Source organism: Pseudomonas sp. microsymbiont 2 (assembly GCF_054788395.1).
In genome coordinates this window covers 3,296,392-3,308,850 of sequence record NZ_CM139112.1, presented here as the reverse complement: position 1 = coordinate 3,308,850, position 12,459 = coordinate 3,296,392, and the positions used below count along the sequence as shown (strand labels likewise).

Genomic DNA, 12,459 nt, shown 5'->3' with positions numbered 1-12,459 from the left:
CAGCAGACCGCCGCCGATGCGGCGCACGCCAGCTCCGTGCAGACCGACGCCTGTGCGCGCAAAGGCACCCAGGTGGTGCAGCAGGCGGTCGAGGTGATCGAGCAGATTTCCGCGGAGCTGAACCAGGCCGCGCGCAGCATCGATGCCGTGAGCAAGCAGTCCGAAGCGATCGGCCAGATCGTCCTGACCATTCGCGGCATTGCCGACCAGACCAACCTGCTGGCGCTCAATGCGGCAATCGAGGCCGCTCGGGCCGGAGAATATGGTCGAGGCTTCGCCGTGGTCGCCGATGAAGTGCGCAACCTGGCGGCACGCACGAGCAAGGCCACGCTCGAGATCGTCGACGTGGTGCGGCAGAACCATGACCTGTCGTTGACGGCAGTGGCCAGCATGCAGTCGAGCCTGACCCGTACCGGGCTGGGAGTGGAGCTGGCGAACGAGGCCGGCACCGTGATCATGGAGATACAGCAGGGATCACGGCATGTGGTGGATGCGATCAGCCAGATCAGCTCGACCTTGCAACTGCATTGAGGTTGTCGCGCAGTTCCTTTTCCAGATTGAGCAGGCTCGCCTTCAGCCGGTCGAGGGCCAGCCCGACCGGCTGGCCACTGGCGAGCACCTGCTCGAGCGCTTCGCAGTCCTGCACCACGTTCCTGACCTTGAGCATCTTGGCTCCGCCCTTGACCCGATGCACCACCGCGCTCAGCGCATCGTCCGCTGGTTGTGGCCCGAGGTCGTGCAATGCCTGCAGGTCCTGGGCGTTGCTGTGGGCCAGTTGCTCCAGCAGGTGGCGGGTCAATTGATCGTCGTCCTGGGTGAGATGGCGCAATTGTCCAAGATGAAAACCACTGGTGTTCTGTAGTTTGAACGGTTGCTCATGCGAAGGCGCGCCACCCTGTGGCAGGGCGGCCCTGAGCGTGCGCAGGCCGATCGGCTTGAACAGGCATTCGTTCATGCCACTGGCCAGGCAACGTTGGCGTTCTTCGCTCTGGGCATTGGCCGTGACGCCAATGATGCGACAGGCTGGCAGCTTCCTCGCCAGCTCTTGCGCGCGGATACGCCGGGTCAATTCATGGCCGTCCATGACCGGCATGCTGCAGTCGGTGATCACTACGTCGAAGCGCCCCTCCTGCCATGCCGCCAGCGCGCTTTTGCCCTGGTCGGCCAGCACGACCTGATGGCCGAGGGTGCGCAACTGTTTGTCCAGCAGTAGCAAGTTGGCGGGGTAGTCATCGACCACCAGGATCCGCAGAGGTCCTGCGCCGAGTTCGTTCGCAGGCCTGTCGGCGGACACGGGGGCATGGGGCTTGGCGATAGGAAGAGGCAGCAGGACATCGACCTGGGTACCTAGCCCTTCGAGGCTCTGCAGGTTCAGTTGCCCGCCCATCAGCTCGCACAACTCGCGGCTGATCACCAGCCCCAGGCCCGCACCCTGGCGCGCCTGGCGGCCATCGACCTGCGCGAAGGCGCTGAATAGCCGCGCCTGATCGGTCGCGTTGATGCCTATGCCCGTGTCCCTGATCTGGAGCGCCGCCCGTAGCGAGTGTTCGTCAAGCGCCGCTACCGTCAGCGACACATCGATATGGCCTTGATCGGTGAACTTGATCGCGTTGCTCAGCAGGTTCGACAGCACCTGCTTGATCCGCAGCGGATCGGCGATCACCCAGCAGGGTGGGGCGGGCAGCATCGTGCGCAGCGAAAGGCCCTTGAGGCGCGCATTGGCCTCGAACACCCGCAGGGTGGCATGCACCAACTCGACCAGGTCGATTACGTGGGGTTGCAGGCTCATATGGCCCGATTCGATGCGTGAAATGTCGAGTACGTCGCCGATCAGCTCGAGCAGGCCGATAGCGCTATCATGGGCGGTCTCCAGGGCCTGGTGGTCGCTGCGACCGTGGCGGCTGTCTTCCATGGCCAGCTCGAGCAGGCCGATGACAGCGTTCATCGGCGTGCGGATTTCATGGCTCATGACCGCCAGAAAGCGGCTTTTCGCCTGACTGGCGTGCTCGGCGTCCTCCTTGGCCTGCCGTAGCTGTTCGAGCAGGCCGCGGCTGAGCGTCAGTTGCGCCTGCAGAGCGCGCTGGGCTTCGGTGCGCTGGTGGATCAGTTTGCGCAGGTAAGTGTTCCAGAATGCCACGCCGGCCAGCAATACCGCGGCCAGTACCAGCACCTGCAAGGCCAGGGAGCGGTAATTGCGCCAGGGACTGTCGCTCACCACGGTGCTGGTACGCCAGCGGTTGACCAACTGCTCCAGTTCGTCGGGAGGAATGCTCAGCAACGCCTTGTCCAGGATGGCTTGCAGTTGTGGTAAGGCGGGACTCACAGCGAAGGCCGCCAGGGCAGGCTCGTCACCCTGCAGGCCGGCGATCCGCAGGCGCCCCTTGAACACCTGGTTGATGAAGTACGCGGCGTTGATGTGTGAACTGATCGCCACATCGGCGCTGCCGTTGGTAACCGCCTCCATCAATTGCAGTGGGTTCTCCACCTCCACGGGGCGTACGCCGACGCTGCCTTCGAGCAGCGGCGAGCCGCGCAGCACGGCCACGCGCAAACCGTGCAGCGGATGGGTGCTGGACAGCGCGGGTGCCTCCTGGCGGGTGACCAGCACCCGCGGGCTGACCATGTAGGGGCGGGTATAGCGCAGACGCTGGGCGCGGTATGTGCCGTAACCGATGGCGCCGATCATGTCCACTCGGCCTTGGCTGGCTTGCTCGACCATGTCCTGAAACGACTCCGACTCGACGATCTGGAATTGCAGGCCGGTGCGCAGGCTGATGCGCTCCAGCAGGTCCAGGGCGATGCCGCGAGGGTGCTGCTGAGCATCGGTGAAGGTCAGGGGGGCGAGGGTGGTGTTGATCATCACCTTCACCTGCCTGTGCTGTTCGATCCAGGCGCGCTCCTCGGCGGTCAGCGCATCCAGGCGGCGATCGAGCAGAATGCTGGTGCTGCCGCTGGTCCAGCGTCGCAGGATATTCAGCCGCTCGCTATCGGCGATGCGTCCCAGGGCCTGGTCCACCAGGGACAGCAGCCGGGCATTGTCCCGAGGCAGGGCGAACGCGAAGGTACTGGCAGGGGCCTTGACGAAGTGATCGACCTTGACCATGCCCTGGTAGCCTTTGGCGATGACGTAGTCGGAGCTGATGGCATCGCCCAGGTAGGCGTCGGCCTCGCCGAGGGCGACGGCTGCCACGCCCGCCAGGGTCGAGCGATAGAGGCTCAGTTGCGCCTTGGGGAACAGTTGGCGCACTGTCTGCATCGGCAGGTAGTGGTCGACCATGGCAAGGCGCAGTCCGGCAAGGTCGCCGTGCACGGAGCGGGAATGGCGGGTCACGATGACCGGCAGGTCATCGGCATACGGCAGGCTCAGGGCCAGTTCGGCGTCGTTGGCTTCGAAGGCGTTGGATGTGCCCAGCAGGTCGATTTCCCCGGCATGCAGCGCTGCCAGGGCCTGCACACGACTGGCGTAGCGTCGAACTTCGATGGGGATGCCCAGCTGTTCGGCAATCAGCCCCGCATAGTCGGCGCTGAGGCCTTCATAGTCGGTCAGGCTGTTGTTGATGTCGAACGGTGGGTAGTCCGGACGCGAACTGCCCAGTACCAGGCGTTTGCGCTCACGCAACCACTGGCGATCGGAGTCGCTCAGTGGCAGCGCAGGGGCGGCGCTCAGGGCGCGCGCCAGCAAATGGCGGCTTTCGCTGGCGGAGGCGCCCAGGGTGCAGGCGGGCAGCCATGCGGCAAGCAGCAGGCACAGCAAGGTGCCCTTGCTCATGGCTCAGACCACTTTGTTGCGTTTGGCCAGGTCGACCATCTCCACCAGCGATTCGGCCTTGAGCTTGTCCTTGATTCGACCACGGTAGGTGCTGATGGTCTTGGCGCTGAGGTTCATCTGCTCGCCGATCAGTTTGTTGCTCTGGCCGCTGCCAAGGCGCCTCAAGACTTCCACTTCGCGGTTTGACAGGCTGCCAAGTCGTTCGCCCTCGCTTTCGAGCGTATTGCTGTTGACGTGCATCTGCGGGAAGGTCGAATAGCCCTTGACCAAGGCTTTGAGGGCAAAGACCAGCGCATCGAGATCCTCGTCTTTGTTGACGAAGGCCGAGATACCGGCATCCATGCAGCGGCGCACATAAAGGTCGGCGGGTTGGCCTGTCAGCGCCATGATCCTGGGCGCTGGGTCCAGAAGCTTGAGGCGTTTGATGACTTCCATGCCGTCGAGGTCCGGCAGGCCAATATCAAGGATGACCACATCTGCCTTGGTTTCGGCCGCCAGGCGGGCAGCTTCCTTGCCTTTGCCGGTTTCACCCACGACGGTGAAGCGTTCACGCTCGAGCAGCATGCGCACGGCGAGTCGAACAATGTGGTGGTCATCGACCAACAGTACGGTTGTCATGGATAACTCCTGTCGAGATAAGGTCCGCTTCCTGCCTTGCAAGTTGGTGCTTTTATACGGACCCACTGGGCAGCGCGAACATTACGGCGATTCAGGGGCCTTGGTAATAGCCGAGTACTATCATGTTGAAAATCCTACCTCCATTTGTTGAAAAGGACTACAAGCCACTGATCAGGTGCAGGCGGGGTGGGCCTTGTTCACGCGTTGGCGCGAGGCCGGGTTGTTTATCAGCGAACGGCCCACTCGGGTTGGGCGCGTGACCAGTTGCCCCCCGCAGTTGGGGCATCGGCCTTGGAAGTGTCGATCATTGCAGGCCCGGCAGAACGTGCATTCGAACGAGCAGATCAGTGCGTCCGGGCTTTCGCCTGGCAGGTCGGTGTCGCAGCATTCGCAGTTGGGGCGTAGTTCGAGCATGGCTTGGCCGCCGTCGGGAGGATGAAGCCCTAGTGTGCAACGGTGCGTCGCCAGCCGACAATCGCCGCCTCAGCCCGGGCGATAGAGATGGGCGTGCCCGGCCCGATAGAGGGCGGATTCGGCGAACGGCGCATCGCCCAGCACATGGCCGACGAGGATCAGCGCGGTACGCCGGAACCCCTTGCTCGCCACGCCATCGACGATGTCCGCGAGGGTACCCTTGACCCAGTCCTGGTCCGGCCAGGTGGCGCGGTGGACCACGGCGACAGGGCAGTCGGGCCCGTAGTGCGGCAGCAGCTGCGCGACGATGCGGGCCAGGTGCTTGACGCCCAGGTGAATGGCCAGGGTGCTGCCGTGCCGGGCCAGGTCGGCCAGTTGCTCGCCGGGTGGCATGGGCGAGCTGTCGCCATAGCGGGTCAGGATGACCGTCTGGGCGACATCGGGCAGGGTCAGCTCGCAGCCCAGCAGCGCGGCGCTGGCCGCGGTGGCGGTCACTCCGGGGATGATCTGGTAGTCGATACCCAGCTCGCGCAAATGGCGGATCTGCTCGCCGATGGCACCGTAGAGGCTGGGGTCGCCACTGTGGACCCTGGCGACATCCTCACCTTTGGCGTGGGCCTGGCGCATGGCTGTGACGATCTGCTCCAGATGCAGCTCGGCGCTGTTGATCACGGTATGCGCGTGGTGCCCCTCCAGTACCGCGGGCGGGACCAGGGAGCCGGCATAGATGATCACAGGGCATTGCCGGATCAGGCGCTGGCCCTTGACCGTGATCAGTTCCGGGTCGCCGGGGCCGGCGCCGATGAAGTAGACCGTCATGGGGGTTCCTTGCAGAAAAAGGGCGGATTATCCGCCGATGGCCAGCGCCAGGGTAGCGCCACCGAGGACCTGGCGCGGTACATGCAGGCGTGGCCGGTCGGTTGCACGACCGGCCAGCGCCAGCGCGGTGCTTTCGGCAACGCCCCAGCAGCCGGTCTGGGCGTAGGCATTGGCCGAGCGCTGGCTGAGCAGGGGCTCGAAGACGAGCAGGTGCTCGGCCTCGAAGCATACGAAAGGCAACCCGAGGCGCTCGGCCAGCGCCAGCAGGCCGGGCTCGCGGGCCTTGGGGGCGATACTGGCGATCGCCCCCAAGGCAGAAAGCGGCAGGGCATTGCTGGCGAGGGTCTGACGCAGCAGCACCGCCAGGGTTTCCACCGGGCAGCCCCGGCGGCAGCCGAAGCCGGCATACAGCACCGGCGGATACACGGACATCAAGCCTGGCTGGAGCGGCGGTACAGCCAGGCGCTGAGCAGGCCCAGGGCCAGCCAGAACGCGGCATTGGTCAGCCAGGAGGCGATCTTGAACTGCGTCGCGAGGGCTTGCGGGGCGAGGCTCTCATGCACGGCGGGCTGCGGTGCGCCGATCAGGTGTGGAAGCACCAGCAGGGCAACGCCAAGCGCCTTGAGCAGCCAGTGTCGAGCGAACACCAGCAGGGCCAGGCCGCCTGCCGTGGCGGCGGCGGTGCCGATCCACCAGGTCTGGCGTTGGCCGAGGTCGGCGGCTGCGGTGCCGGGCAGTTCCGGCGGCAGGCCAAGGGTCGGCGCCAGGCAGAACACGGCGAAGCCAGCCAGGCCCCAGAGCGCGCCGGTGGTCACGCGGCCAGGTTCGCGCAGGCTGTAGAGCGCGGCGAGGATCAGGGCGAAGCCCACCGCGACCACCAGGTTGCCGCCTGTGGTGGACAGCACGCGTTGCCAACCGTCTTCCGGGGCCCAGGCCTCGGCACCGTGTTCGTGCTCATGGGCGGCGGCGGTTTCGCCATGCTCGTGATGTTCGGTGACGGGGGCCGCGCTTTCATAGGTCTCTGCCTGGAGAATGAGCGGGGCCACCCAGAAACTCTGCAGCAAGGTCAGCAAAAGGGCCGCAAGCAGCCCGCTGAAGCCCGCGGTACGGGCAATACGCGTGATCATGCGGGTCTACTCAGTGGCAGGGGAAGGCGGCGCTGTGGCGGGTATCGTGGGCGGCGTTGTGCACCGCCTCGATGTGCGAGAATCCGGCGAAATACACCAGGCACAGACCCAGCAGGCTGGCGCCTGCCGCGACGATCAAGCGCTGGCTGAGGGTGATGGGGGTGGCGACGCTGTGCTTGGCACTGGTGTAAGGCATGACGCGTTCCTCTGCTGCTTTATTATGGCAACGGGCAAGCGCGACGCTCCAAGGCACGACTCGCCCTGGGAATACGACAGCGCCCGCCCACCGCGGGGTGTTCATCCGCACGTCAGGCCGGTCTCCGGGCTGGCGAGGCTGGAGCGGGGCTCCATCGAGGGCGGCCACCTTCCCATGCCGACGCGCTGGCACAGTGGTCTGGACGTCTCTCTCGCTTACCGTTGCGGGGGCAGCACCGGCTTTGTCCGCACACTGTCGAGGCGGCGTGACGCACCGGTTTCCCGTTTCACCCCCGATGGGGGCACCTGAACGCAATGCGCTAGCAAATCATGGGGCACGGCTTGCGTCAATCGCGGCGGCGGTTGACCGCGAAGCAGGCACTGCGTAGCCTTGCCGCTTCGAGGTTCTCCGGCCCAGGCCGGAGCTAAGACGGGAACGCGGTACAAGCCGCGGCTGCCCCCGCAACTGTAGGCACTGAAGGGTTCGGCACAGCCACTGCGTAACGCGCGGGAAGGCGCCGGCCCACCGGCATCGAAACCGGAACGGTGCAAGCCAGGAGACCTGCCTCGTGACGTTTTCGACTTTCAACCGGGCGGGGTGATCCGGTGGCGAACGCGCCCGGCCGGCCTGGCCGAGGCTGTCGTCCGGCCTGCCCGCGCCATTGCTGCCAAGGGCATCGCGACATGAAAACACTGGCCAAGCTTCCCGTCACCATCGTCACCGGCTTCCTCGGCTCGGGCAAGACCACCTTGCTCCGCCACATGCTCGACAACGCCCAGGGCCGCCGCATCGCGGTGATCGTCAACGAGTTCGGCGAGCTGGGCATCGACGGCGAGATCCTCAAACAGTGCAGCATCGGTTGCACCGAGGAAGAAGCCAACGGCCGCGTCTACGAGCTGGCCAACGGCTGCCTGTGCTGCACCGTGCAGGAAGAGTTCTTCCCGGTCATGCGCGAGCTGGTGGCCCGTCGCGGCGATCTCGACCATATCCTCATCGAAACCAGCGGGCTGGCGCTGCCCAAGCCGCTGGTGCAAGCGTTCCAATGGCCGGAGATCCGCAACGCCTGCACCGTCGACGCGGTGATCACCGTGGTCGACAGCCCGGCGGTGGCCGCCGGCACCTTCGCCGCCTACCCGGAGCAGGTCGATGCCCAGCGCAAGCTCGACCCCAACCTCGACCACGAGTCGCCGCTGCACGAGCTGTTCGCCGACCAACTGGCCAGCGCCGACCTGGTGGTCCTGAACAAGGCCGACCTGATCGATGCCCAGGGCCTGGCCAAGGTCCGCGCCGAAGTCGCCGAGGAGCTGCCGTCGGCGGTCAAGGTGATCGAGGCGAGCAGCGGTCGTCTGCCGCTGGAGGTATTGCTGGGCGTGGGCGCCGAATCCGAGGCGCATATCGACGGCCGTCGCACCCACCACGATTCGCACCATGACGGCGACGACCATGATGATCACGACCATGATGCCTTCGACTCGATCTCCATCGACCTGCCCGAGGCCGACGACAGCCTGCTGCTCGACGCGCTGACGCAGTTGGTCACCGAATTTGGCATCCTGCGCGCCAAGGGCTTCGCTGCCATCCCGGGCAAGCCGATGCGGCTGCTGATCCAGGGCGTGGGCACGCGTTTCGACAAGCACTTCGACCGTGCCTGGCGCCAGGACGAGCCGCGCATCACCCGCCTGGTGCTGATTGGCCAGGACCTCGATGCGGTGCAACTGGAGGCGCGCCTGCGCCAGGCCCTGGGCGCCTGAGCCATGCATCTGCTGCGGACCCAGCCCGGCGGTTTCGTGCCGGACGACAGCATTGCCGATCTCGGCCAGACCCCTGCCGAGCTGGTGATCCTCTGCAGCGGCGATTCGCACCTGGCGCTGCTCGCCGAAACCGCCGAGCAGTTGCCCGAGGACTTCCCCAGCCTGCGCCTGGCCAATCCCATGCAGGTGCAGAACCACGCCTCGGTCGACCTTTATGTCGACGAGGTACTGCGTCACGCCAAGGTAATCCTGGTGTCGCTGCATGGCGGCGTGGGTTACTGGCGCTATGGTGTCGAACAGTTGGTCGAACTGGCCAGCCATGGCGTGCAGTTGATCCTGGTGCCGGGCGATGATCGTCCCGACCCTGAATTGACCGGCCTGGGCACGGAGCGCGGCGAGCATGCCGAGCGGCTTTGGCACTATCTGCGCCAGGGCGGCAAGGGCAACGCGCTGAACCTGCTCAATTGCCTGGCCAGTCAATGGCTGGGGCGTGATTACGCCTGGAGCGAGCCCCAGCCTTTGCCGCGTACCGCCGTGTACCACCCGGCCAGGGCCAGCGCGGCGCTCGAGGACTGGTACGCCGAGTGGCATCCCGAGTGGCCGGTGGCCCCGTTGCTGTTCTATCGCTCGCATCTGCAGGCGGCCAACACCGCGTTCGTCGACGTGTTCTGCCAGCGTCTGCAGGCCTGTGGCTTGAACCCGTTGCCGATCGCGGTGGCCAGCCTCAAGGAGCGCGCCTGTCTCGATCAGGTCGAGGCCTGGCTCGACGAGGTGCAGGCCGAGGTGGTGATCAACACCACCGGATTCGCCCTGTCCAGCCCGGAGCAGCCCAACCTGCGTCCCCTGCGCCGCGACGTGCCGGTGCTGCAGGCCATCTGCGCCCAGGACAACCAGCCCGCCTGGGAACAGAGCGAACAGGGCCTCGGCGCCCGCGACCTGGCCATGCACATCGCCCTGCCGGAGCTGGACGGGCGTATCATCACCCGACCGGTGAGCTTCAAGGACCTGGCCTGGCGCAGCGAGCGCAGTCAGTCCGACGTGGTCTGCTACCGCGCCCATCCCGAGCGCATGGATTTCGTCGCCGAACTGGCCCGGCGCTGGGTGGCACTGGCGCGCCTGGACAACCAGGAAAAGCGCGTAGCCCTGGTGCTGGCGAACTACCCGACCCGCGATGGCCGCATCGGCAATGGCGTCGGCCTGGACACCCCCGGTGCGGCGCTCAACATCCTCAAGGCGCTGCAGGCGCAGGGCTATCCGGTGGCGGGCCTGCCCGACAGCGGGACCGAGCTGATTCGCCAACTGCTAGGCGGGGTCACCAACGACCTCGACCACCTCGACCAGCGCCCCTGTGCCCAGAGCCTGAGCCTGGCCGATTATCAAGCGGCGTTCGCCGAGCTTCCCGAGGCCAACCAGCGCGCGGTGCTGGAGCGCTGGGGGGCGCCGGAGCAGGATCCGCTGCATCGCGGCGGGCGGATGATGGTGGCGGGCCTGCGCTATGGCCTGACCTTCGTCGGCATTCAGCCGGCGCGGGGGTATCAGGTCGATCACAGCGCGGTGTATCACGACCCGGACCTGGTGCCTCCGCATGGCTACCTGGCGTTCCATTTCTGGCTGCGCAACGGCTATGGCGCCGACGCGCTGGTCCATGTCGGCAAGCACGGCAACCTGGAGTGGCTGCCCGGCAAGGGCGTCGGGCTGTCCCGCGAGTGCTGGCCGGACGCATTGCTCGGGCCGTTGCCGAACATCTACCCGTTCATCGTCAACGACCCGGGCGAGGGCGCCCAGGCCAAGCGCCGGACCCAGGCGGTGATCATCGACCACTTGATGCCGCCGCTGACGCGCGCCGAGACTTATGGACCGTTGCGCCACCTCGAGCAGCTGGCGGACGAGTACTACGAAGCGCAACTGCTGGACCCGCGTCGCGCGCGCGAGTTGCAGCGCGACATCCTCGAGCTGGTCAAGGCCAACCATATCGACCGTGAATTGCAGCTCGAGGGACAACTGGACGACGCCGCCGTCTGGCTGCCACGCCTGGATACCTACCTGTGCGACCTCAAGGAGTCGCAGATCCGTGACGGCCTGCATGTGTTCGGGCAGTCGCCGGTGGGGCGTTTGCGCAGCGATACGCTGTTGGCCTTGATGCGTGTCGAGCGCGGCGACGGCAAGGGTGGCAACGCCAGTCTGATCCGCGCCCTGGCCAAGGCGCTGGCGCTGGGCTTCGATCCGCTCGATTGCGACCTCGGGCAGGCGTGGAACGGACCACGGCCTGCACTGCTCGAGGATACCGTCGCGGCGCTGTGGCGCACCACGGGCGATACCCGCGAGCGCTTGGAGCTGCTGGCGCTGGCGTTGGTCGAGCGAGCCCTGGAAGGTCGCGCCGCAGTGCCTGATGAACCCGCTTGGCAGCCCGTGCGTGAAGTGCTGCAAACACTGGTCGAGCAGATTGCACCACGTCTGGATGCCTGTGGCGGCGCTGAAATCGAAGGCCTGTTGGCGGCCCTGGCCGGGCGCTTCGTGCCGGCCGGCCCCAGCGGGGCGCCCAGCCGCGGGCGCCTGGATGTGCTGCCCACTGGCCGCAATTTCTACACCGTCGATGTGCGCAACCTGCCGACCGCCACGGCTTGGCGCCTGGGCTTCGCCTCGGCCAACCTGATCCTCGAGCGTCACCTGCAGGATCACGGTGACCACCTGCGCCAGCTGGGCCTTTCGGTGTGGGGCACGGCGACCATGCGCACGGGCGGTGACGACATCGCCCAGGCCATGGCGTTGATGGGCGTGCGCCCGGTGTGGGCCAGCGGCAGCCAGCGGGTCGACGATTTCGAGATCCTGCCGCTGAGCCTGCTCGACCGCCCCCGGGTCGACGTGACCTTGCGTGTTTCGGGCTTCTTCCGCGATGCCTTCGGCAACCTCATTCGCTTGTTCGACGCCGCCGTGCAGGCGGTGGCGGCGCTGGACGAGCCAGATGATCTCAACCCACTGGCCGCGCGGGTTCGGGCCGAGCGACAGGCGTTGCTCGAGCAAGGCCTGGACGCCGAGCTGGCCGCTCGCCAGGCGGGCTGGCGGGTGTTTGGCGCCAAGCCCGGCGCTTATGGCGCCGGCGTGCAGAACGCCATCGACGGGCGCCTCTGGCACAGCCGCGACGATCTGGCCGAGGTCTACCTCAACCATGGCGGCTATGCCTATGGCGCCCAGGACGAAGGCACTCCGGCCCGCGCCCGTTTCGCCCAGCGCCTTGGCCAGATGCAGGCGGTGCTGCAGAACCAGGACAACCACGAGCACGACCTGCTCGATTCCAACGACTACTACCAGTTCCAGGGCGGCATGCTGGCCGCCGCCGAGACCCTGGCCGGCGTGTCGCGGGCGAGCTATCACGGCGACCATAGCCAGGCCGACCGCCCACGCGTGCGCACCTTGAAAGAAGAGCTGAACCGGGTGATCCGCGCCCGTGCGCTCAATCCCAAGTGGATCGACGGCGCCAAGCGCCATGGCTACAAAGGTGCCTTCGAGCTGGCGGCGACGGTGGACAATCTGTTCGCCTTCGATGCCACCACGCACCTGATCGACGATCATCATTATCAGGGCCTGGCCGACGCCTATGTGCTCGACCCGGCCACCCGTGATTTTCTCCGTGAGCACAATCCCGAGGCCCTGCGCGACCTCACCGAGCGCCTGCTGGAAGCCCAGCAGCGTGGCCTGTGGCAGGAACCGGGCAGCTACCGCGACAGCCTCGAGCAGCAGCTGCTCGAAGGCGAGGAAGACAATTAA

General features: G+C 66.4%; 10 protein-coding genes and 2 riboswitches. Of the genes, 3 read left to right on the top strand and 7 right to left on the bottom strand.

What is annotated here, in order from left to right; all coding sequences use genetic code 11:
- Positions 1–36: 36 nt before the first annotated feature.
- A complete protein-coding gene (locus ACYUME_RS14725) occupies positions 37–531 on the top strand; it encodes a methyl-accepting chemotaxis protein (RefSeq protein ID WP_460419371.1) in 495 nt (164 codons plus the stop codon).
- Here the strand turns inward: ACYUME_RS14725 and ACYUME_RS14720 are convergent.
- From ACYUME_RS14720 to ACYUME_RS14690, 7 genes are all read right to left on the bottom strand, one after another.
- The gene (locus tag ACYUME_RS14720) at positions 506–3,769 is read right to left on the bottom strand and encodes a transporter substrate-binding domain-containing protein (protein WP_460415372.1); all 3,264 of its coding nucleotides are present in this window, start codon (positions 3,767–3,769) and stop codon (positions 506–508) included. The genes ACYUME_RS14725 and ACYUME_RS14720 overlap by 26 nt on opposite strands.
- 3 nt (positions 3,770–3,772) lie before the next feature.
- Positions 3,773–4,387: a response regulator gene (locus ACYUME_RS14715; protein WP_460415370.1), complete on the bottom strand. Its 615-nt coding sequence runs from the start codon at positions 4,385–4,387 to the stop codon at positions 3,773–3,775.
- Between the two features lie 171 nt (positions 4,388–4,558).
- Entirely contained in the window at positions 4,559–4,801 is a 243-nt protein-coding gene (locus ACYUME_RS14710; RefSeq protein ID WP_279886574.1) for a DUF1272 domain-containing protein, read from the bottom strand.
- 69 nt (positions 4,802–4,870) lie between these two features.
- Positions 4,871–5,620, bottom strand: a complete 750-nt coding sequence (gene cobM, locus ACYUME_RS14705; RefSeq protein ID WP_460415368.1) for a precorrin-4 C(11)-methyltransferase — start codon at positions 5,618–5,620, stop codon at positions 4,871–4,873.
- 27 nt (positions 5,621–5,647) lie between these two features.
- Complete coding sequence (locus ACYUME_RS14700) at positions 5,648–6,052, bottom strand: cobalamin biosynthesis protein (protein ID WP_279886580.1); 405 nt, start codon at positions 6,050–6,052, stop codon at positions 5,648–5,650.
- A complete protein-coding gene (locus tag ACYUME_RS14695) occupies positions 6,052–6,747 on the bottom strand; it encodes a CbtA family protein (RefSeq protein ID WP_460415366.1) in 696 nt (231 codons plus the stop codon). Before ACYUME_RS14695 ends, ACYUME_RS14700 begins: the two co-directional genes overlap by 1 nt.
- Before the next feature lie 10 nt (positions 6,748–6,757).
- Positions 6,758–6,943, bottom strand: coding sequence for a CbtB domain-containing protein (locus ACYUME_RS14690; RefSeq protein ID WP_279886586.1), 186 nt, complete (start codon positions 6,941–6,943; stop codon positions 6,758–6,760).
- A 98-nt stretch (positions 6,944–7,041) separates the two neighbouring features.
- A riboswitch (cobalamin riboswitch) is annotated at positions 7,042–7,268 on the bottom strand.
- A 59-nt stretch (positions 7,269–7,327) separates the two neighbouring features.
- Positions 7,328–7,526: riboswitch (cobalamin riboswitch) on the top strand.
- A 100-nt stretch (positions 7,527–7,626) separates the two neighbouring features.
- On the opposite strand from ACYUME_RS14690, the gene cobW reads away from it, so the two are divergent.
- Together cobW and cobN are read left to right on the top strand one after the other, a co-directional pair.
- The gene (gene cobW / locus ACYUME_RS14685) at positions 7,627–8,694 is read left to right on the top strand and encodes a cobalamin biosynthesis protein CobW (protein WP_279886588.1); all 1,068 of its coding nucleotides are present in this window, start codon (positions 7,627–7,629) and stop codon (positions 8,692–8,694) included.
- Between the two features lie 3 nt (positions 8,695–8,697).
- Positions 8,698–12,459 carry a cobaltochelatase subunit CobN gene (cobN, locus tag ACYUME_RS14680; RefSeq protein ID WP_460415364.1) on the top strand — a complete coding sequence of 1,254 codons (3,762 nt, stop codon included), beginning with the start codon at positions 8,698–8,700 and terminating at the stop codon, positions 12,457–12,459.